Origin of the sequence: Streptomyces sp. NPDC056486 (genome assembly GCF_042795295.1) — a bacterium.
GTDB lineage: Bacteria > Actinomycetota > Actinomycetes > Streptomycetales > Streptomycetaceae > Streptomyces.
In genome coordinates this window covers 59,447-80,601 of the sequence record NZ_JBHTSF010000023.1, presented here as the reverse complement: position 1 = coordinate 80,601, position 21,155 = coordinate 59,447, and the positions used below count along the sequence as shown (strand labels likewise).

The 21,155-nt window shown below is 70.3% G+C and carries 19 protein-coding genes; 6 read left to right on the top strand and 13 right to left on the bottom strand.

Annotated features, from left to right (window positions below; genetic code table 11):
• Positions 1–122 precede the first annotated feature (122 nt).
• The 4 genes from ACFQ7F_RS12770 to ACFQ7F_RS12755 form a co-directional block, all read right to left on the bottom strand.
• Positions 123–1,157 carry a glycosyltransferase family 2 protein gene (locus ACFQ7F_RS12770; RefSeq protein WP_383269746.1) on the bottom strand — a complete coding sequence of 345 codons (1,035 nt, stop codon included), beginning with the start codon at positions 1,155–1,157 and terminating at the stop codon, positions 123–125.
• A complete protein-coding gene (locus tag ACFQ7F_RS12765) occupies positions 1,154–1,990 on the bottom strand; it encodes a glycosyltransferase family 2 protein (protein WP_383269744.1) in 837 nt (278 codons plus the stop codon). The genes ACFQ7F_RS12770 and ACFQ7F_RS12765 overlap by 4 nt, the downstream gene beginning before the upstream one ends.
• A gap of 379 nt (positions 1,991–2,369) precedes the next feature.
• Positions 2,370–3,470, bottom strand: a complete 1,101-nt coding sequence (locus tag ACFQ7F_RS12760; protein ID WP_383269742.1) for a GNAT family N-acetyltransferase — start codon at positions 3,468–3,470, stop codon at positions 2,370–2,372.
• Between the two features lies 1 nt (position 3,471).
• A complete protein-coding gene (locus ACFQ7F_RS12755) occupies positions 3,472–3,804 on the bottom strand; it encodes a hypothetical protein (RefSeq protein WP_383269740.1) in 333 nt (110 codons plus the stop codon).
• Between the two features lie 333 nt (positions 3,805–4,137).
• On the opposite strand from ACFQ7F_RS12755, the gene ACFQ7F_RS12750 reads away from it, so the two are divergent.
• Entirely contained in the window at positions 4,138–4,962 is an 825-nt protein-coding gene (locus ACFQ7F_RS12750; protein ID WP_383269738.1) for an SGNH/GDSL hydrolase family protein, read from the top strand.
• A gap of 33 nt (positions 4,963–4,995) precedes the next feature.
• On the opposite strand, the gene ACFQ7F_RS12745 is transcribed toward ACFQ7F_RS12750, so the two are convergent.
• The 4 genes from ACFQ7F_RS12745 to ACFQ7F_RS12730 all read right to left on the bottom strand — a co-directional run bounded on the left by ACFQ7F_RS12745 (position 4,996) and on the right by ACFQ7F_RS12730 (position 11,195).
• Entirely contained in the window at positions 4,996–6,675 is a 1,680-nt protein-coding gene (locus ACFQ7F_RS12745) for a serine/threonine-protein kinase (RefSeq protein WP_383269737.1), read from the bottom strand.
• A 44-nt stretch (positions 6,676–6,719) separates the two neighbouring features.
• On the bottom strand, positions 6,720–8,156 hold the full coding sequence (locus ACFQ7F_RS12740) for a sulfite exporter TauE/SafE family protein (RefSeq protein ID WP_383269735.1): 1,437 nt from the start codon (positions 8,154–8,156) through the stop codon (positions 6,720–6,722).
• A 34-nt stretch (positions 8,157–8,190) separates the two neighbouring features.
• Positions 8,191–9,525, bottom strand: coding sequence for a tetratricopeptide repeat protein (locus ACFQ7F_RS12735; RefSeq protein ID WP_383269733.1), 1,335 nt, complete (start codon positions 9,523–9,525; stop codon positions 8,191–8,193).
• Positions 9,526–9,635: 110 nt separating this feature from the next.
• Positions 9,636–11,195 (bottom strand): DUF4331 domain-containing protein, encoded by a 1,560-nt coding sequence (locus ACFQ7F_RS12730; protein WP_383269731.1) that lies wholly within the window; start codon positions 11,193–11,195, stop codon positions 9,636–9,638.
• A gap of 210 nt (positions 11,196–11,405) precedes the next feature.
• On the opposite strand from ACFQ7F_RS12730, the gene ACFQ7F_RS12725 reads away from it, so the two are divergent.
• From ACFQ7F_RS12725 to ACFQ7F_RS12710, 4 genes are all read left to right on the top strand, one after another.
• Positions 11,406–11,960 (top strand): sigma-70 family RNA polymerase sigma factor, encoded by a 555-nt coding sequence (locus ACFQ7F_RS12725; protein WP_383269729.1) that lies wholly within the window; start codon positions 11,406–11,408, stop codon positions 11,958–11,960.
• 8 nt (positions 11,961–11,968) lie between these two features.
• Complete coding sequence (locus tag ACFQ7F_RS12720; RefSeq protein WP_383269753.1) at positions 11,969–12,757, top strand: anti-sigma factor domain-containing protein; 789 nt, start codon at positions 11,969–11,971, stop codon at positions 12,755–12,757.
• Positions 12,758–12,873: 116 nt separating this feature from the next.
• Positions 12,874–13,140: a hypothetical protein gene (locus ACFQ7F_RS12715; RefSeq protein WP_383269728.1), complete on the top strand. Its 267-nt coding sequence runs from the start codon at positions 12,874–12,876 to the stop codon at positions 13,138–13,140.
• 256 nt (positions 13,141–13,396) lie between these two features.
• Complete coding sequence (locus tag ACFQ7F_RS12710) at positions 13,397–15,067, top strand: amidohydrolase (protein WP_383269726.1); 1,671 nt, start codon at positions 13,397–13,399, stop codon at positions 15,065–15,067.
• 11 nt (positions 15,068–15,078) lie between these two features.
• Here the strand turns inward: ACFQ7F_RS12710 and ACFQ7F_RS12705 are convergent, their stop codons facing one another.
• Together ACFQ7F_RS12705 and ACFQ7F_RS12700 are read right to left on the bottom strand one after the other, a co-directional pair.
• The gene (locus ACFQ7F_RS12705) at positions 15,079–15,876 is read right to left on the bottom strand and encodes an ABC transporter permease (RefSeq protein ID WP_383269724.1); all 798 of its coding nucleotides are present in this window, start codon (positions 15,874–15,876) and stop codon (positions 15,079–15,081) included.
• A 51-nt stretch (positions 15,877–15,927) separates the two neighbouring features.
• Positions 15,928–16,857, bottom strand: a complete 930-nt coding sequence (locus ACFQ7F_RS12700; protein ID WP_383269722.1) for an ATP-binding cassette domain-containing protein — start codon at positions 16,855–16,857, stop codon at positions 15,928–15,930.
• Between the two features lie 62 nt (positions 16,858–16,919).
• Here ACFQ7F_RS12700 and ACFQ7F_RS12695 point away from each other — a divergent pair, with 62 nt between their 5' ends.
• Complete coding sequence (locus tag ACFQ7F_RS12695) at positions 16,920–17,630, top strand: TetR/AcrR family transcriptional regulator (protein WP_383269720.1); 711 nt, start codon at positions 16,920–16,922, stop codon at positions 17,628–17,630.
• A gap of 69 nt (positions 17,631–17,699) precedes the next feature.
• On the opposite strand, the gene ACFQ7F_RS12690 is transcribed toward ACFQ7F_RS12695, so the two are convergent.
• The 3 genes from ACFQ7F_RS12690 to hmgA form a co-directional block, all read right to left on the bottom strand.
• Entirely contained in the window at positions 17,700–18,929 is a 1,230-nt protein-coding gene (locus tag ACFQ7F_RS12690; protein WP_383269718.1) for a type ISP restriction/modification enzyme, read from the bottom strand.
• Positions 18,930–18,944: 15 nt separating this feature from the next.
• A complete protein-coding gene (locus tag ACFQ7F_RS12685) occupies positions 18,945–19,694 on the bottom strand; it encodes a GntR family transcriptional regulator (RefSeq protein ID WP_383269716.1) in 750 nt (249 codons plus the stop codon).
• Positions 19,695–19,765: 71 nt separating this feature from the next.
• Positions 19,766–21,112, bottom strand: coding sequence for a homogentisate 1,2-dioxygenase (hmgA, locus tag ACFQ7F_RS12680; RefSeq protein ID WP_383269715.1), 1,347 nt, complete (start codon positions 21,110–21,112; stop codon positions 19,766–19,768).
• Between the last annotated feature and the right edge of the window lie 43 nt (positions 21,113–21,155).

The following is a 21,155-nucleotide window of genomic DNA, read 5'->3' as shown; positions in this document are numbered from 1 at the left end:
CGTGCGGAGACACGGACAACTGCCGTGTGTCCAGAGTCGGTTCATGGGCGATCGAGTGATACATGAGGATCGGCACGGGGGCATTCATGGCGGTCCTCCTCGACCGATGATCGGTGCCGTGGTCATGCGGCAGCCCCCTCCTCACCGTCCGCATCCTTCTCGATCTGCACGACCGAGAAAGTGGCGTCTCCCCTGCGCGCGCGGACACTGCCGATGACGTACCCCCCGGCCGCCGTGACCACGCCCGCCACAATGGCTCCCGCGCGGCCCGCGCCGCCCGGACGGGCGAGCAGCGCGTCACGCAGCCCCCGCCCGACACCTGCGGGCAGGACGCGCGTGGCATAGCGCCGCTCGGACTCAAGTCCCTTGTCCGTGCCGACACTTCGGGCGACGAGCGCCTTGGACAGGCCTTCCGCGTACGTCCGCGTACGGAAGTAGTGGAAGCGCTCCCGCGTCGCGGGGACACGGTGGTGGATCACCGCGCGGTCGTCGATGAGCAGGATCGCGTCCGGCCTTGCCCGGGTGAGACGGATACACAGCTCCGTCTCCTCGCAGCCGAGCGGACGCTTGTCGCCGTCGCGCCCGATGCCGGTCGCGAAGCCGCCCGCCGCCTCGAAGGCGGTGCGACGGAAGGAGGCGTTCCCGCCCAGGACGTTGCGCACCCGCACGCGGCCCTCGGGCAGCCCCTTGTACGTACAGCCGACGACCCAGTCGAATTCCTCGGGGAACCAGGCGGGCCTGCGCCGGGACTCCCAGATCGGCATGGTGCGCCCGCCCACCGCGAAGACCTTCGGGTCGGCGTACCCCTCGGCGAAGTGGCGGAGCCAGTCCCGCTCGGCGACGGCGTCGTCGTCGAGGAACGCGATGATCTCGCCGCTAGAGGCGGCGACGCCGGTGTTGCGGCCCGCGGAGAGGCCGCGGGGGCCCGCGTTGGCGAGCACCCGCACCCCTTCGATCTCCTTGTACTCCTTGGCGAGACGGTCCAGGAGCGAGACGTTGTGGTCCACCACGAGAAGCGTCTCGAGCGCCGCCAGGGACTGCGCCCGCACCGAGGCGACCGCCGCGAGGATGTCCTCCCAGCGGTCCTCGGTGTAGACGCAGATGACGACGGAGATGCCCGCGTCCGCGCTTCCCCCGTGGCGTCCGGGAACGCTCAAGACACCTCTCCCTGACGCGTACGGAAGGGAACACCACGTGTGCGGCGGCGCTGCTGCCCACGGCGGTTGGAGCGCTCCGTGAGGATCACCTTCAGGACCCGCAGACCGTCGCGCACGGCGCTGAGGTTGCTGACGCCGTGGATGCGCAGGTACTCGTGGCTGGGTATCTCCTGGACCTTGAGCCCTGCCTTGACCACCCGGATGTTCATCAGGGTCTCCACCTCGAAGCCCGTGCAGTCGAGGTCGATCTTGTCCAGGCAGTGCTTCCAGAAGGCGTTGTAGCCGTAGCACAGGTCGGTGTAGCGGGCGCCGAACTTGGCGTTCACCACCGAGCACAGGACGTGGTTGCCGAGCTTGCGGATCGGTGTCATGTCGTCCGTGGCGCCGCCGTTGGCGAACCGCGAGCCCTTGGCGAAGTCCGCGCCCGAGACGAGGGCGGAGACATAGCTGACGATCTCGTGCCCATCGGCCGAGCCGTCCGCGTCGACCATGACGATGATGTCGCCGGTGCACGCCTCGAATCCGGTGATCAGGGCGTCGCCCTTGCCCTTGCCGAGCTGTCGGACGACCTTGACGTCCGGCCACAGTTCCCGTGCCACGGACACCGTGTCATCGGTGGAATTCCCGTCCACGAGGACGACCTCGTGGATCCAGTCGGGCAGCGTCTTGAAGACGTAGGGAAGATTCTCCGCTTCGTTCATCGCGGGAATCACGACGCTCACCGGCGGAGCGATCGCCAGGTGCGTCGATATTGGCCGGTAGTTGCCGGACAGCTTCGGCTTGTCTAACGGGCCTTCGCCCGGCTCGACCGCCGGGCGCACAAAAGAACTCATGAGTCTGATCCCTCTCGTCCGGTGGACCGCCCACCCCCGGGCAGTCCGGCTATGTATCCGGTTCGAAAGGGGGGTTCTCACTTGCACATGACGAAATGGATCTCCGTGCATGCCGAGCGAGCTGGCATTGCGCGGGACGTGATTCGGCACAGATTCAGTCGCCGATCACGGCACCCCCCTACCGCGCCCCGCGCCGGAACCACCGCGATCTTGAGCCCTCCCCTAGATCGCATTGCGTGATGGACCGATGCGGGTGGATGTACGACGGTATTGATAATTGAGACCGTATGGCAAGACCTGGAACGAGGCCTCACGTTTTTGATGATTTGGCCGGTCTTGGTGGGCACATATGGAGCGCCCTGTTCCTTCCGCCTCTCCTTTATCCCTTCTTTCTTGATCGCATTTTGCCCACGCGTTTCAGTAGCTTGTCGGCCGGTTCAAAGAGTTCTGGCCGGGACGTGACGCTGTTGCGAAGGGCCCTGACCGGAGCGCGCCGCGCCAGGTGACCGATCGCTGCCGGATGGCGCAGCGCCACCGACCCCTCGGACACGGTGAGTTCGCGTGTCTTCAGGGAATCCTTGTACTGCTTCTGGCCCCGCCCGAGATCGAGATACGCGATGCCGTCGGCGGCGGCCGCCTCGGCCATGCGCAGATGCAGGATCAGGCCGGGAGAGTACTTGGCGAACGCCGGGTCGTAGGCCGGGAACCATTGGGCGAAGATCCGCTCGGAGCAGAGCCCGAAGTGCGCGGCCACCGGCGTCTCGTCGGCGTAGAGGACGGAGAGCAGGCCGGTGAACTGATCGGATCTGGTGTGGAAGAGCTGGCGCACGAGCTGGTTGATCCAGGAGGACGCGAAGCGGTCGCTGCGGCCGGTCCTGCGGTACTGGGCCGACTTCCACCCCATCAGGGTGTGCAGGACCTCCGGGTCACGCTCGTCGTGCACGTAGCGAACGGCGCCGTGGTGGCGCTCGAGCCTGCGCTCCTTGGAATGGGTCGTGCGGGCGAACTTCGGCGACTTCGCCTTGAGCTGGCCGAGATAGGCCTCGTATCCCTGGTCGATGTCCATGACGGGGGAGGCGAAGGAGCCGGAGGCGCCCGCCTCGAACGGCTGCTGGCCGGCGACCAGGTGGTCGAACTCGTACATCGCGAGCCCGCAGGCCCGCAACAACTCCCGTGCGTCCCAGCTGAATCCGGGCCGATGCACCAGACCCTGGCAGTCGGAGACGCCTAGGCCGATGGCCCGGCCGACGCCGGTGATGGATCTCTGGAACGGGAAGAACGCCGCGGGCTCACCGTCCTCGCGCACGACCGCGATCCGCACGCCTCGCCGCCAGTGGCCCACCGCGATGGTGAACTCCGGGGAGAGGAACGGATTGGCCAGCTCCGGCGAGCCGTTGAGGTGCGCCTTGGACTGCATCGCTGTCCAGGCCACCCGGTCCGCAGCGGTGAGTTCTCCAGGGCGGTGCACGGTGATGTCCACGTCAGGAGGTCCGCCTCGTCGGGGTACGGCGTCGCAGTCGCCGTACCAGTACCAGCAGATAGATGAGTAAGCCGATCACGGTGATGGCGACGACCCCGCCGCGTACCGACCACATGTGCAGGGCCAGCATCCCCTGGGCCACCAACAGGTTGACCGCGACGGCGCCCGAGACGGAAGCCAGGATCCGGCCCCATGGCTCAAGTCCTGCGAGTGCGGCGCCGATCGCACCGCCGGGAGCGGCCAGGAGGAAGAACAGCGTGAAGGGCCCGCGCAGCGGCGATCCGATGTCCGTGAGCGCGAGCATCGCGCCCACCGCGCCGACTGCCACAGCCATGCCCGCGAGTATCGGCAGCGCGTCTTCGTGACGGCTCGACGGGTCGCCGGAGCCCCGCCCGGTGTCTGATGAAGGTGCCTTGATCCTGATGGTCTGCATTGGCGACTTTGCCCCCCGACGCGCCGGATGCCGGGCTTCAATGTCGCGCAGTCGACGGCGGCGCGTCAAGATGCGGAGGCTGTGTGGAGATGTTCGCCCTGGGGCCCTTGAACCGCAGGGGAACTCGCCGTGCGGGCAAGGGAATTGGAGGCGAACTTGTTGACATGAACACTACCGGGGACGGGAGGGGAGTGGTACCACAGTCGTGGCAGAAATCCTGCTAAGGGAGGTTCCATGAGATTGTCCCGAATCACGGCATACGTATCCTCACTCCTCCTCGCCACCGCCTTCGCCCTCACCGGGGCCACCGCGGCGCAAGCAGACCAACAGAGCGACCAACAGGCTGCGGCCACCGGCTATGTGGCGCTCGGCGACTCCTACTCCTCCGGCGTCGGATCCGGCGCCTACGACAGCGGAAGCGGCAACTGCAAGCGCACCCCGCGCGCCTACCCCGCGCTCTGGGCAGCCGCGAACTCACCCTCCAGCTTCAACTTCACGGCTTGCTCGGGTGCCCGGACGGGTGACGTCGTGGCCAACCAACTCGGCCCGCTCGGCTCAGGAACGGGGCTTGTCAGCCTCTCCGTCGGCGGCAACGACGCCGGCTTCGCCGACGTCATGACGACCTGCGTCCTTCAGTCCGAGAGCAACTGTCTCGCGCGGATCGCGACGGCACGCAGCTACGTCGAGACGACGCTGCCCGGCAACCTCGACAAGGTCTACTCGGCGATCAGCGCCAAGGCACCGGCCGCCCAGGTCGTCGTGCTCGGATACCCCCGCTTCTACAAGCTCGGCGGCGGCTGCATCGCCGGTCTCTCCGAGAAGGAACGCAGCGCCATCAACAGTGCGTCCGACTTCCTCAACTCCACCACGGCCAAGCGCGCCGCCGACCACGGCTTCACCTTCGGCGATGTGGCCTCCAAGTTCACCGGGCACGAGATCTGCTCGGGCGACGCGTGGCTGCACAGCGTGAACTGGACCAACATCGGCGAGTCCTACCACCCCAAGGCCGCGGGCCAGTCCGGCGGTTACCTCCCTGTGCTCAGCGCGGCGGCGTCCTGACCCGCTCGGTCTGACCCGCTCGGTCTGACCCACTCAGTTCGGCGCATAGGAGGAGGTCCCGCCCGTCGGGGTCTCCTCCTCGCACGTCACCGAGTACGCGACGGAGTTGGAGGTGACCTTCACCGGACTGCGCACCTCCACGCTGATCTCGTTCTGATACGTCGAGCCCGGCTCCCCTTCGACCGTCTCCGTGTGGTGCACCTGCTTGGTCTTCCCGCCCCCGGAGGCGAAGCTGAGCGTCTTCCAGCCGGAGTCGCCCGGCGTTCCGGACTTGGTCACCCAGCGGTAGTCGACGGTGACCGGAACTCGTCCCACGGTGAACGTCGCGGTGAACGAAGGGGCCTGCCCGGCGGGCGGCGGGCAGGCGCCGCTGTACTCCGTGTAGGCGCCGACGACCGAGACCTTGACGCTCTGCGTCGGGTGAGGGGTCGACCCTCCGCCGTTGCCGCCTCCGCCGCCGGTCGTGGAACCGCCGCCGGTGGAGCCGCCGTCGCTGCCACCGCCGGTGCTCGACCCTCCGCCGTCGCTTCCGCCCGACGTACTGTTGCCGCCGCTCTTGCCCCCGTCGGAGCCACCGCTGTTCCCGCCGCTGCCGTTTCCGCCGCCTCCGCCCTCGGAGGAGCCGCTGCTGCTCGTGCCCCCGCCTCCGCCGTCGCGGTTGAGCAGGGCGTACGCGAGCCCGCCCAGGGCGAGCGCGAGGGCGACCAGACCCGCGGTGAGGACGAGAACGGAGCGGCGTGAACGGGTCGGAGCGACGGTGGTGGTCGTGGCGACCACAGGTTCCTGCTGGCCCGGTGGTGGCGGAAGCGGCGAGGGTGACTGGTGTTGCTGTTGCTGTTGCTGTTGTGACGTGGCGGTCGGCATGTACGGCAGGGGCGCCTGGACACGGGGCGTGCCGCCCGCCGCCACGAGCCGCAGCTGGTTCTCGGCCTCCGCGGCGGAGATCCGGGCGGCGGGGTCCTTCCGCAGCAGCCCTTCGATGACCGGGGCCAGCGGCCCCGCGTTGTGGGGCGGCGGCAACTCCTCGTCGACGACCGCACGCAACGTACTGAGAGGGGTGTCCTGCCGGAACGGCGAACTGCCCTCGACGGCCGCGTAGAGCAGCACGCCGAGGGACCACAGATCGGACTCTGGCCCCGGCCTTCGCCCCAACGCCCGCTCCGGGGCGAGGAATTCGGGCGATCCCACCACCTCACCCGTCATGGTCAGCGCCGAACTGCCCTCGACCATGGCGATCCCGAAGTCGGTGAGGACCACCCGCCCGTCGTTCGCGATCAGTACGTTGCCGGGCTTGACGTCGCGATGCAGGACACCGGCCTCGTGGGCGGCGCGCAGGGCGGCGAGGACCTCGGCGCCGATGCGGGCGGCGCGCTGCGGCGCCATCGGCCCTTCGGAGTCGAGGACGTCGGACAGCGAGAGCCCTCGCACGATCTCCATGACGATCCACGGGCGGCCGTCCTCGCTCGCCACGTCATAGACCGTCACCACATTGCGGTGCGGGATACGGGCGGCGGCCCAGGCCTCGCGCTCCAGACGGGCGTACAGCCGCTCGACCTCGCCGGCCGGGATCCCCACGGGGGCGCGCACTTCTTTGACAGCGACCTCGCGGCCCAGGACCTCGTCGCGGGCCCGCCAGACCGTGCCCATGCCGCCTTCGCCCAAGGGGGCGAGGAGGCGGTAGCGCCCCGCGATCACACGCTCGTTCCCGCTCACGGGCGTCCCCCATCGGCAGCCGTGCGATTCTCCACAAAATTACCTCAACCGAGTGCTGTTGCCGCCCCTTTGAACACCAATCCACACCCAAGGGCGACCACGACACAGGCGGAGCTGAGCGGCAGGAACCGGTGTGTGGCCCGGTGCAGCCACCGGGGCCCGCGGACCCGCCGCGCGGCGAGGGACCCGACCCGCACCACGAGGAACCCGGCGGCCGTCAGCGTGACGGCGAGTCCCACCCCGTACGCGAGGACGAGCAGAAGCCCGAACCAGGCCTCGCCCAGGGCGGCGGCTCCTACGAGCACGACGACGGCGGAGGGGCTTGGCACGAGGCCGCCCGCAAAGCCGAGGAAGAGGGCGCCGCGGAGCGTGGGCGGTGCCGCTTCATGCGGGTGATGGTGATGTGCGTGTGCGTGTGCGTGTTCGTGTGCGTGGTCGGGGTGGTGATGGTGGTGGGCGTGCTTGCGCCGCCGCCAGGCCCTTCGCAGGAGCAGAGCTCCCGCTCCGGTGACAAGAACGCCGCTGACCACTCCAAGCCAGGCGATGACGGACGGTGCGGCGGCCGAGCCTCCCGCCACGAGCAGTCCGAGGGCGGTCACCCCGAGGGTGTGCGTGACGGTCACCGAGGCGGCGAGGGGGAGGACGTCCCGCAGGGAGGCACGCCCCCTCGCGGCGGCGCTCGCGGCCATCAACGTCTTGCCGTGCCCCGGCGCGAGGGCGTGCAGCGCCCCCAACAGCAGTGCGGTGGCCAGGGCGAGTCCGGCGAATCCGATGGTCAGGTCGTGGCGGGCGACGAGGCCGGTGAGGGCCTGCGTCCACCGGTCCGCGCCGCGCGGAAGCACGGAGGCCGGTGCCTGTGGCCGCTCCTCGCTCAGGGCGGGGCCGCCGGGGGTGATCCGCAGGGCGGCGGAGTTCTGGTCGGCCGGCGAGTCGAGCAGCCGCGCCGGGTAGCTGGTGAGGCGCTTCGAGACGGATTCCTTCGGTACGTCCGTGCCGCTCAGGGTCATCCGGTCCCCGCGCGCGGTGACTTCCCGCCACCCGGGGCCCGGTTGTCCCGCGGCCTTGAAGCGGGCGGCGAGTTCGGAGCCCCGGGGGAGCGGGGCGCCGAACTCGCACTCCACGCGCAGGGTGGTCAGTCCGGCCTGTCCGTCCCGGGTGACCGCCCCGGCCTGCTCCACGCGGAGCTCCGCCGCTCGCCCTTCGACCTGCAGCGAACTGCCGCGGGCGGCGTCCTCGCACCTCTTCGCGGCCCAACTCTTCATCCCCACGCGCTTGATGCGGGGCATGGCCTGGGTTGCCGGGATCTCGGCGAGGTCCTCGACGTGGTCGACCCGCAGGTGCCCTGGGCTCGCCACAAGGCCGTCGTACCGATTGACGGTGAAGTTTCCCAGGGGGTGGGCGCCGGCCTCGGCGGCGGGCAGCAGCGCGAACGCCAGCCCTGCGAGCAGGGTGCCCCCGTAGGCGAGGGCGCGCCGCTTCATCGGGGCCCCGCGGTGCAAGTCGTTTCTGCCCGCCTCATGACGTCGCCCTCGTCTTCGCCCTCGTCTTCGCCTTCGGAGCGAATCCCGGGTTCAGGTCCCGCGCCGCCGACAGCCAGTGGCGGGCCGCGGCCGCATGGCCCGTCGCCCTCTCGATCTCGCCCCGGTGATACATGAACGACGCCTCACGGAACCCCGTGGCCGTGGCCCGGCGCGCGTACGGCAGGGCCTCATCGGAGCGGCCGTCGACGTGCAGCGCCCAGGCCAGCGCATCCGCCGTATGGACCGTGTGCCGCCGCCCCCACTCCGCCTTCGCGGCCCGCAGCGCCGCCTTCCGCTCCGCGCGGTCCCCGTGGTCCGTCAACGCGATCGCCGTGTCCAGATCCGCGTTCACGCCGTTCGCCCGGGCCAGGGACAACCACGCGGACACCAACGCGTACTGCTCCCGGGCCTTCGCCGCGTCACCTCGCTCGCCCCGCGCCTCGTACAGCTCACCCAGCGCGACCAGCGGCCCGGGCAGCGGCGCCCGCGCGACCACTTCCCGGAGCCCCCGTATCGCCCGCCCCGTATCGCCCTGCCCGGCCCATGCCCGGGCCCGGCACTCAAGCGCCGGGAGATACGAGGCGTCGGCCCGCAGCGCCTTTCCGCACTGCTTCAGGGCCTCCCCGTACTGACCCTGACGCCATGCGAGCTGCCCCAGCGCCGCGGCGACGTACGCGACGTCCCCGCCCCCCGAGCCCGAGCCGAAGCCGAAAGACCGCGACAGCGCTCGCCGCGCCCCCGCCACATCACCCCGGAGCTCCCGCACATACGCGTACCGCGTGAACACCGGCACCCCGGGCCGCCGGGCGTCGGCCTCGTCCGCGGCCCGCGCCGCCGCCCCGTACCGGCCGAGCTCGACCAGGGCGTCGATCCGCGAGGCCAGCGCGCCCTCGTTGTAGGGGTTCACATCGAGCGCGGCCCGCGCATGGCGCAACGCCCCCGCGAAGTCGTGCCGGGCGGCAGCCAACGCCGCCCGCCCCGCGAGCCCCGCGTCATTGCGTGGCCTGAGCTCCAGGGACCGGTCGAGTGCGCGTTCCGCCTCGCGGTAGCGCGACGGGTCGCCCTGAGTGCGGGCCTGCTCGACATAGGCGGTCCCCAGCGTCGCCCATGCCCCGAAGTCCCTTGGCTGGTCCCGCAGATGAGACTGCAGCACCGCGACGCCACGATCGAGGTCGCCGCCCCGCAGCGCACCCGGCGCCACGGCGACGGACGACGACGGCGACCGGTCGGGGCCGTCCTCACCGCCGGCCACGACGGCGCCCCCGGTGATCGCGAGCGCAAGAGCGACGGCCGCCACCGCGGACCGACCGGCAGGACGAGGCAATGCCATCACTGGCCCTTTCACTAGAAGTCGATGAGAAGAGATGTCGATGAGAAGAGGTGGGGAGAGGACGCGACCCGCAGGGGGATTGGTGCGGGCCGCGCCCGTCATAGGGAGGGTCAGCCCACGACCCCGGAGGAACCGCGCCTGCGCCACCACGCGAGCCCGAGTCCGACAAGGAGCACCCCGGCCACCCCGGCGGCCCCGGATGCGATCAGCACGGCATCGGTGTCGTCACCGCCACCGGAACCCGAACGCCCGGGCACAGCGCCGCCGCCAAGCGCGTCACGCGCCGAGCTGTTGTCGGCGCCGCCGCCCTTGGCCAGCGGCCCGCGGGACCCCGGCGTGGGCAGCGCCACGTACGGGAAGGCCCCGCCGAACTTCTGGTCGTTGACGTTCACCGCGTCACCCAAGTCGTTCTTGTTGCCGGTGAGTTCGCCCTCGACGGCCTGCAGTTCGATGTCGACGACGTCGTCGGAGAGCCGCCGCCCGTTCGGGAACCCGGCATTGTCACCGTCGAGAACCCCGAGCCGCTTGGGCGAATCCGCCGGCTTGATCGACGTGTTGAGCCGCAGCGCCTCGGCGGGCCTGACGCCGGGCGGCTTGTTGAGGCCCTTCACGCCCGTCAGGAACACCGCCACGAGGTCGTCGCGCGGCTCGGCCGGCGCCTTCAGCTTGTAGATCTTCTCCAGGAGCTTCGGCAGCTCCGGCTTGGTCACGTACTTCAGGAAGTCCGCGTCGTTCCAGGGCGAGGACGCGTTGAACTTGTCCTTGTCCTTCTGCGGCACGACTACCTCGTTGACCAGCGGATTGCCCATCCGCGAGACCTGGGTCCACTTGCCGCCCGCGTTCTTGCGCTGCGTCGTGGACCAGATCCCGACGGTGGGCTGCTTCGCCGACTGCCGTATCTGGGAGGTGGGCACCTGAAGGGCGAGGGAGTTCACGTTGTAGCCCTTGAGGGTGTCGTTCCCGACCTCCGACAGGTCGCCGCCGTACAGCAGGTCGAACACCCGCAGATCCAGGAAGAACGGATCGTCGGCCTGCCCCGCGAACGTCGAGCCCCCGCCCTTGACCGGGGTCACCGCCTGATCGCGCAGCTTCTTGTAGTCCGGCATGGACGCCTTGCCGACGTGCGAGGGTGCCGTGGGCACGTCATCGGCGACCTTCGTGGTCGAGACGACCTTCTGGTCCTTGAGCTTGATCAGTTCGAGGTCGTACGTCTGCGTCACGTTCAGGTCGGGATCGTCGAGGCTCGTCACGGGCCCGGTGTTGTAGAGGAACGTGTCGCCGTTCTTGGTCTTGGTGTCGAACGTCCACCGGTAGAGCAGGTCGCCCTGCGCGTCCCCGTCGCTGTCGATGTGGACGTCGTACTGGGCGTCGTCCGCCCACGGATAGAAGTTGGGTCCGCCCGCGGGCTCTTCGAAGGGCAGCCAGTTCGCCACGATCGTCGTCGAGTCGGGCTTGTCGGGGCTCACGAACGCGTACACGTCCGTGTTGTCGTACTGAGGCTGCCCCGAGATCAGCGGGGCTTCCCGGTGGCTTGCGGCGTTGGCCGCCCCCGGTTCCAGCGCCGTCACGCCGGCGGCTGCGAGCCCCCCGGCGGCCAGCGCGCCACAGACGAGCGTCGCGAGGCCGCGCTTGCTGCGATGCCCCGATCGGCTCTTGGCGATAGCTGTCATCGCGTCCGTCCTTACTGTTCCTCGCGCGACCCCGCGCGGTGCGCGCAAGCCGCCTGACGAACGCCATTCGGGGCTCGGGGCCCGGCGGATTGGCCCCATTCCCAATCCGTCGGCTTTCCCCGCCACGAATCACGGGTGACCGGACAGTGAGTCACCCGGCCCAGGAGGACATGAGCCGCCCGGGCCGGGGAGAGGGGACGGGGGACACGTATGGAGCCCGACGAACTGCTGCTTCTGATCGCGCAGGGGGACCAGTCGGCATTCGAGAAGCTGTACGGCCTGGTCTCCGGGCCGGTCTACGGCCTGGTCCGACGCGTCCTTCGGGACCCGGCGCAATCCGAGGAAGTGGTCCAGGAGGTACTGCTCGAACTCTGGCGGACGGCGGGCCGCTTCGATCCGGCCCGCGGCAGCGCCTTCGCCTGGATCTTCACGCTCGCCCACCGCAGGGCGGTGGACCGGGTGCGCAGCGTCCGCGCGGCGAGCGAACGCGAACGGCGCGTGGCCGAGCGCGGCGACGGCCCTGCCTTCGACCAGGTCGTCGAGGCGGTCGAGAGCAGCCTGGAGCGCGAATGGGTACGCCGCTGCCTCAGGCGCCTCACCGACCTCCAGCGCCAGGCCGTCACCCTCGCCTACTACGACGGCTATACGTACCGCGAGGTGTCCCGGCGCCTGTCCGTCCCGCTCGGCACCGTCAAGACGCGGATGCGGGACGGGCTCCTTCGGATGCGCGACTGCCTGGGCGCCGCCACGGGGGACGCGACATGAAGCGCTATATGGGACGGTACTTCGGCGGGCCCGCCGTGGGGCGATCGCGACCGCGGCCCCGCAAGGCCGTCCACTCCCTGGCCGTCCCTTACGCCCTGGACGCCCTCGCGCCCCGCGAACTGCGCCGCTTCGAGCGGCATCTGCCCCGCTGCGCGCCCTGCCGGGCGGAGACCAGGGAGCTGGCCGAGGGCGCCGTACGCCTGGCGGGTGCGGCGGCAGCGACTCCGCCGCCCGCACTGCGCGAGCGGGTGCTGGCCGCCGTACGGACGGCGGGGCAGGAGCCGCCCCCGCAGGCGCCCGTCACCACGAGCGCGCCCCCGCGCTCCCGTGTGCTTCTTCTGCCCGCCGCCGTCCTCACCGCCCTCGCCCTTGCCGCGTCCGTGATCCTCGCCCTCCAGCTGATCCGTTCCGATGCCCGACTCGACCGCGAGCGAACCGAGGCACGTGAGATCGCCCACGTCCTGGCCGCTCCCGACGCCCGTGCGACCGGGGAGAGGGACGCGTGGGGGCGCGGCATCAACGTCGTCGCGTCGGAGTCCAGGCGGCGCGCCGTGGTGAGCGTCACGGGGCTCGGGGCGCCGCCTCGGGGGCGCGTACATCAACTGTGGCTGATGCGGCCCGCCTCGGAGCCCCGTTCCCTGGGCCTGCTCGACGGCGAAACGCCGTTGATCGCCATGGGCCTGAGCGCGCCCGGCAGGTCACTGGCAGTGACGACCGAGCCCGATGGGGGCTCGAAGAGGCCCACTTCTGCCCCTCTTGTCCAACTCGCCCTGGAATCAGCTGGATTCGGAGAGTAATCGTCAACCTCCTTACGGGGTAGGTGAATCCTGTGACCGGGATACACGAGTGTCCGGACGGGGCGATAGAGTTAACCTGCCCTGGGCCGGGTGCCCTCGTACGGGTGGGGAGTGACATGGAACAGATAACGGTGCGCAGCAGGGCGCGTGTCCCTGCGATCACCTGCGGGAGCAGCGCGACCAGCTCGCGTCTCGACCGCCATCTCGCAGTGCTGGGCGGCCCCGCCGTCCCGCAGCGTGAGGCGGCGGAGGCGACGTTGCTGATGCGTGAGCTGACCTCACGGGGCGCGCATGACCACAGTGGCCGAGGTGCACGTGTGCGAAGGGTCTCTCTCTTCGCTCCCTTGCGCAGGCTGCGGCGGTCGCTCTTTGGGGATCGCTGACCACGGGTGGTCGGGGGTTGGGCCGTAGCCAGCGGCGGATTGCTCCCACCCACCCGCCCCTTCCCTCACCGCACACGTCACTGAATACGCCCCTGCCGTAACACCCGTGTCATGCGCACCTGTTGACGCCGCAACTTTCCGGCCCCAATGTGGCTGATTGATTGGCCGATACACCCAGCCTCACCCCCCGGAGGTGCGCGTGTGTGACCTGCACGATCAGCATGAGCATGAAGTACTCCCCGCGAGCGGCCCGGCCTTGAGCCGCCGCCACATCATGCAGCTACTCGGCGCGGCCGGTGTCACCGCCGGCGTCATGACCGCCGACGCGGACCCGGCGATGGCCGCCGGCGCCGACGACAGCCCCGCCGCCTACGAAGCTCCCGAAGGCCTCGCGGCCGACACCCCCGCCAAGCGTGCGGCCCTTGCCTGGATCACCTCCCACGACGACCGGATCACCGGTCTGAACGCCGAGATCTGGGACAACGCCGAACTGTCCCTGCGCGAGTGGAAGTCCTCCATCGCCGAGGCCGACTTCCTCGAACAGGCCGGATTCGACGTGAAGTTCGGCACCGCGGGCTTCCCGACGGCCTTCACCGCGACGTTCACCCACGGCAAGGGCGGCCCCGTCCTCGGCTTCAGCGGCGAGTACGACGCGCTGCCCGGGCTCTCGCAGAACAAGGGCGTGGGCCACCACGATCCGCGCGAGTACATCCACGACCCCTTCGCGCCCGGCTACGGCCCCGGCCACGGCTGCGGCCACAGCGCGCTCGGCACGGCGGCGGCAGCCGCGGCGGCGGCCGTCGCGCAGGCCGCGAAGAAGCACAGGCTCCCCGTCACCGTGAAGTTCTTCGGCTCCACGGCCGAGGAGATGCTGATCGGCAAGACGTACGCCGTCAGCAAGGGCGTGTACGACGGTCTCGACGCGTTCCTCGACTGGCACCCCTCGACGGCCAACGCGACCGGCTGGGGCAGCACCACCGCGATGACCGCCGTCACCTTCACCTTCCTCGGTGTGGCAGGCCACGGCGGCACCCCGCTGGGCAACAAGTCCGCCCTTGACGCCGCCGTGATGATGGCGACGATGTCGGAGTTCCTTCGCGAGGAGAATCTCGCGCCGAGCGGCCGGCTGCACTGGGTGATCAACAACGGCGGTGACATCCCGAACGTGACCGCGGAGATCTCCGAGATCTCGTACTACGTACGCGAAGGAAGCCCCGCCCGCGTCAAGGTCCTCCTGGACAAGGTGATCGCGGTCTCCGAGGCGGCGGCGAAGGCGTCACAGACGACCGTCCGCCACCGCGTCACCTCGGCCTGCTGGAACCAGCTCCCGGCGAAGGCGTTCGCCGAGCTCCTGCACGCGAACATGCGGAAGATAGGCCCGCCCGACTTCACGTCCGAGGCGCACGAGTTGGCCAAGGAGCTTCAGGAGTCCCTCGGTCTGCCCCAGAAGGGCATGCACGACAAGGTCGGTGAGCTTTCGCCGCCCAACCCGGTGTTCATGGGCGGCGGTTCGACGGACGTCGCCGACATCAGCTGGAACGTCCCCACCGTCTCGATGGGCGCCGCGCTCGCCCCCATCGGCACCAAGATGCACACCTGGTCCACCGCCGCCTGCGCGGCAGCGGCGCCCGGTCAGGCCGCGGTGATCGCCGCGGCGAAGTACCTGGCGGCGACGGCCATCGACCTGATCACACAGCCCGAGCGCCTGAAGGCGGTCAAGGACGAGTTCAAGGAGCGTACGAAGGGCGTGAGTTGGAAGACCGCGCTGCCGGACGGCTATGAGCCGCCGATGTACGAACCCCCGGCGTGGTTCCTGAAGAAGACGGGCCAGAAGTGGCCGCCCTCGAACATCACGTGGCCGCCGAAGCGCATCGTGTCCCAGGAGAAGTTCGCCTCCCTCGGACCGGAACTCGAACCCCAGAAGTAGCAGTTGTCCGCTCACCGTCCCCCGCGCGTGTACCGGCGGACGGCGAGCGGCACGCACACGCCGAGCAGCACGAGGGACCAGCCGATCGCCCCGGCCACGGGATGGGCCACCGGCCAGGCGGCGTCCGCGGGGACGGGCGCGTTGCCGAACAGATCACGCACCGCGGTGGCCACCGCGCTGATCGGATTCCACTCGGCGACGGTGCGCAGCCACCCGGGGAGCCCGTCGGTGGGGATGTACGCGTTCGAGAGCAGCGGCAGCATGAAGGTCGCACCGCCCAGCTGCCCCGCCGCCTCCTCGCTCTGCGAAGCGAGTCCGAGCAGGATGCCTATCCAGGTACTCGCGAACCGGAAGAGGAGCAACAGGGCGAAGGCGCCCAGGGCTTGGAGCGGTCCGCCCTCGATCCGCCAGCCCATGGCGAGCCCGACGAGCATCAACGGCACGAGCCCCACGGCGGTGGTCAGCAGATCGGCGACGGCCTGGCCGACCGGGACCGCCGAGCGGCTCATGGGCATCGTGCGGAACCGGTCCATGACGCCCCGGTGGGAGTCCTGGGCGGCGGTGAACATGCCGGTCATGATGCCGTTCGCGGCGGTCGCGACGATCATGCCCGGGACGAGGTAGGCGCGGTAGTCGGCGCCGGGCATGGCGAGGGCGCTGCCGAAGACGTAGCCGAAGAAGAGCAGGAAGACGATGGGCATCGTCTGCGTCATGACGAGGATGGCGGGCGCGTGCCGGATGCGCCGCAGATGCCGGCCGAGGACGGCGGTGCCGTCGTAGAGGATGGCGCTCAAGGGGACGACCTCCATGCGGGGTAATCGGATGGGTGGGCGGGAAAATATCCGCCGCGAAGCGGCGGTCTAGGAAACGCGGGAGACGAGCCGCAGAAAGACCTCGTCGAGAGTCGGCGCCCGAAGAGTCGCGTCAACGACAGGAACCCCGGCGGCGTCCAGTTCACGGACGACCCGCGGCAGCGTCAGCGAGGCGTCGAGGGCGACGGCCCCCGCGGTGCGCCGTCCGGCGTCGAGGACGGGCTCCGAGCCGGTCAACTGGTCGAGGACGGCCGCGGCGGCGTGCAGGGCGGCACCCTCGGCGACGACGACCTCCGCGTAGTTCCCGATCTGCGCTTTCAGCGCGGCCGGCGTCCCGCGGTGCGCGGCAAGCCCCCCGTCGATCAGAACGACCTCGTCGGCAAGCTGGTCCGCCTCCTCCAGATACTGCGTGGTCAGCAGCACGGTCGTCCCCTCGGCTGCCAACTCCCGTACGGCGTCCCAGATGCCGTTACGGCTGTGCGGGTCGAGCCCGGTGGTCGGCTCGTCGAGGAAGAGGACGCGGGGCTGTACGAGCAGGCTGGCCGCGAGGTCGAGCCGCCGCCGCATTCCCCCGGAATAGGTGCGGGCGGCGCGATCGGCGGCGTCCGCCAGGCCGAAGCGCTCAAGAAGCTCGTCGCCCCGCCCCCGCGGAGCCCGCAGCAGCCGGGCGAAGAGCCGCAGATTCTCCCGCCCGGTCAGCTCCCCGTCGACGGAGGCGTACTGCCCGGTCACGCCGATGAGCCGCCGCACCGCGGCGGCCTCGCGCACCACGTCGTGCCCCGCGACGAGGGCCGTCCCGGCATCCGGTGTCTGGAGCGTGGTGAGCAGCCGCACCGCCGTCGTCTTGCCCGCGCCATTGGGGCCGAGCAGCCCGCAGACGGCGCCCTCGGGAACGGCGAGATCGAGTCCTCGCAGGGCATGGACAGCACCGTAGCGCTTCTCCAGACCCTCACTAAGTACAGCGTACGTAGAAGTCATGGCCGTACCGTATCTCACTACGTACGCTGTACGTAACTAAGATGGGGGCGAGGTGATGATCAATGGCGGGCCGAGCGGCCGAACCGGAAGTGATCTGGGCGCGCCCCGAGCGTGCGGGCCGTGGCCCGAAGCCCGCGTACAGCAGGGCGGACATCGCGGCGGCGGCCGTCCGTATCGCCGACGCGGACGGCATCGACGCGCTCTCCATGCGCAGAGTCGCGGCCGAGCTCGGCTGCGGGACCATGTCGCTCTACAACTACGTACCGCGCAAAGAAGACCTGCACGAGCTGATGGTCGACGCGGTGAGCGGCGAGTACGTACTGTCGGCTGGGCCGTCGGGCGGTGACTGGCGCGCTCAGATGCTGGCGCTCGGCCGCCAGACGCGCGAGATCATGCGGCGCCATCCGTGGCTGCCCCGCACCATGTCGGCGCTCTACGGCTTCAGCCCGAACGCCCTGCGCTACCTGGAGCACTGCCTCGGCGCCCTGGAGGGGCTCGACGCGCCCTACGGCACCAAGGTGGAACTCATCGGGATGGTCAACGGCTCGGTCATGACGTACGTCGCCAACGAACTCGCCATGGCGGAGCGCGCTCGGTCACTGCCGTGGTCGGAGGAGCAGGAGCAGCAGGTGCGGTCCGCGTACCTCGCCGGCCAGGTGGGCACCGGGGCCTATCCGCGGCTCGCGGAGGCACTCGCGGAGGCGCCTGCGCCGGGCGATGCGGACGAGATCTTCGACCGCATGCTGAACCGGCTCCTGGACTCGTTCGGCTGAGCGGGCTGAGCGGGCTGAGCGGGCCGAGCGGGCCGAGCGGGCCGAGTGGCCCCCGGGTCCGGATCGGACTCAGATGAGGGCGAACTGGCCGCCGGGCCCTTCCTCGTGATGGTCGAGGACGGACGCGGGCCGCCGCGCGACGTCGGGCACGGGAAGCACGCCCGCCCGGCGCAGCGCGTCCGCCGGGATGGCGGGGGCGGCGGCCTCCTTGACTGATTCGGCTGTTGCGAACATTTCGGTCAAGTCGTCCTGAAGTGGGCGTAGTTCAGCCAGCAACGCAAGGACCGTGATCAGTTCGAGCAGCTCGGACGTCCACGCCTGCGGCCACTCCACTGGTCGGATCGCCTCCAGGGAGCCCGCCTCACCGGCGGCCATGCGCCGCTCGAACCACAGCTTGAGCACCCGCACCCCGCTCACCTCGAAGTCCCACGCCTCCCGTGGCACCGGCGAGATACGCCCCTCGTCCACGCACAGCGCCTCCTCGTCGGCGTCGTACGAGAGCTCCGCGGGACGGGCGGGCAGCGGCGCCCGTACGTAGGGCCGTCGCCCACCGGGAAGCTTCGGCCGCGCTCCGTCACCGGGCGCCTGGAGCGCGAGCACGCGGCGCCCCAATTCCGTACCCCGCTCCCAGATCTCCGCGTCGGACGTCAGCGGCACCCGGCAGCCGGTCGGAGAAGCCTTCGCCACGGCCAGCGTCCAGGCGAGCAGATCCCCGGCGCCGACGTCCTGGCCGAGCGTCGCGGAGAGATGGGCGAGCAGCCCCGGTGCCACATTGGGTTCGAGCCCGCCGGGGCGGCGGAACAGCGGACGGATCCGCCCCGGCCGCCCGGCGGGGGAGCGGCCGTCCGGCAGTACGGCAGAGGCGAGAACCGCGGGGCCCGTGGCGCCGGCGACGTAACCCTGTTCGACCAGGAACAGCTGCCCCTCGCCCGCGACCCGCCACAGTTCCGGGCGGGCGACGTCGATGAGCCGGTGGTCCGGGATCAGCCACTGCTCGTCGAAGGGGCCGTGCAGGACACGCACCGGATCGGGGCAGGGGCCCGACGCGGCGGCCAGCGGGACCGTCGAACCCTGGTGGCCGGGGAGTTGGGCGACCGCCGTGTGCAGGGTGCGCGAGCGCGAGGGGCCGAGGAGTCTTTCGCGCCCGGCCGTGTCCGCCCGCACGAACGTGGCCCAACGGGATCTGAGGGATGCGGCGTCCGGTCCCATCGGCCACCCGCGGCCCGGCCGGAGCGGTGCGACGGACCACGGCATCAGGTCGGCGAGCAGCGCCGCTTCGTCGTGCGTCACGCCCGGCATCGTACGTCGAGACCCTTACGTCGCGTCGAGGGTGACCGTGAAGGAGAAACGGTCGCCGCGGTAGTGGATGCGCGCCACGTCGAGGGCGCGGCCCTCCTCGTCGTACGTGATGCCCGTGTAGTGCAGGATCGGGCTGAGCAGCGGCACTTCGAGGAGGCGGGCCGTCTCCGGGTCGGCGAGCGTGGCCTCGACGGTGTCGGTGATGCGGCTGATGCGGACGCCCACGACATCGCGCAGGACCTTCGTCATGGGCCAGCGCGCCAGATCGTCGAGGTCGACGCGCTCCGCGAGCTCGGGACGGATGAAGTTATGGGCGTGATTGGTCGGTTCGCCCGTCTTCTCGTCGCTGCGAAGGCGGTGGTACGTCGCCACCTCGGCCAGATCGGGGAAGTGCTCGGCGAGTTCGCCGGAGACCGGAGCCGTGCCGTGCGCGAGGAGCCGGGTGCTCATGCCCGACTGCTGGGCCACGATCGCGTCGACCGAGCCGAGCAGCCTCACCGGGGAGCCGCGCTGGGCGCTGGGCTCTATGAACGTGCCGCGCCGCCGGTGCCGGGTGATCAGGCCCTCGTCCTCCAGTTCCTTGAGCGCTTGGCGCATGGTCAGGACGCTCACGCCGTAGTGCCCCGCCAACTGCTCCTCGGTGGGCAGCCGGAGCGGGGCATCGGGCGTGCGGCCGAGTATCGAGGCGCGCAGGGACTGCGACACCTGATACCAGAGCGGCAGTTTGCGATTCAGGACGATCGAGTCCGGGGCGAAAGCGGTCACGGTCTCTCCGAATCAGTCCGAGTCTGTCCGCATAGGCTTCGAAATGGGATCAGTTACGGGCGGTAACGGGATCAGTTTCGAAAATGGCGCTCCAGACCCTCCCACACATCGTCGTATCCGCGCTGCAGATGGGACGCCTGAGCTGCCTGTTCGGTCGCCGTCACCGGCCAGCGCGTCTCGAACATGAAGGCAAGACCGTCGTCGATCTTCTGCGGCTTCAGCTCGGCGGCCGACGCCTTCTCGAAGGTGTCGCGGTCGGGGCCGTGCGCCGACATCATGTTGTGCAGCGAGCCGCCGCCGGGCACGAAGCCCTCCGCTTTCGCGTCGTACGCGCCCTCGATCAGGCCCATGTACTCGCTCATCACGTTCCGGTGGAAGTACGGCGGCCGGAAGGTGTCCTCGCCGACCAGCCAGCGCGGCGCGAACACCACGAAGTCGACGCCCGCCAGACCCGGGGTGTCCGACGGCGAGGTGAGCACCGTGAAGATCGACGGGTCCGGGTGGTCGTAGCTGATGGTGCCGAGGACGTTGAAGCGGCGCAGGTCGTACACGTACGGGACGTGGTTGCCGTGCCAGGCGACGACGTCGAGCGGTGAGTGGTCGTAGGTCGCCTTCCACAGATTTCCGCAGAACTTGTTCACCACCTCCACCGGCCGCTCGGCCTCCTCGTACGAGGCGGTCGGAGCCCTGAAGTCCCGTGCGTTGGCAAGGCCGTTCGCGCCGATCGGCCCCAGGTCGGGGAGTTGGAAGGCCGCTCCGTAGTTCTCGCACACATACCCGCGGGCGCTCTCGTCGAGCAGCTCCACACGGAAGCGCACCCCGCGCGGGATCAGCGCCACCTCGCCCGGTTCGGCGTGCAGCAGCCCGAACTCGGTGCGTAGCAGAAGGCCGCCCTGCTCGGGCACGACGAGGAGTTCGCCGTCCGCGTCGCTGAACACGCGGTCCGTCATGGAGGCGTTGGCGTGGTAGAGGTGCACGGCCATGCCGGTGCGCTGGGTGGCGTCGCCGTTGCCGCCCAGGGTCCACAGGCCCGCGAGGAAGTCCGTGCCCGGGGCGGGCTCGGGCAGCGGGTTCCAGCGCAGGCGGTTGGGGTCGGGCGTCTCGGTGAAGGGTGCCGTCCGCAGGGCGCCGTTGTCGATGCGGGTGAACGCCGGGTGCGCGGCCGACGGGCGGATGCGGTAGAGCCACGAGCGGCGGTTGTGCGCGCGGGGCTCGGTGAAGGCGGTGCCGCTCAGCTGCTCCGCGTAGAGCCCGAGCGGTGCGCGCTGGGGAGAGTTGCGGCCGTGCGGCAGGGCGCCGGGCACTGCTTCGGAGCTGTGTTCGTTGCCGAAGCCGGAGAGGTACGTCAGTGCCTCCGCCGTCTTGCGCGCGCCGTTCGCGTCCGCACGGCTTGCGTCGGTGGTGTGTTCCCGGCTCATCATCGCTCCCTCGTCAACGATTCCTATGGGACACCGTAGGATT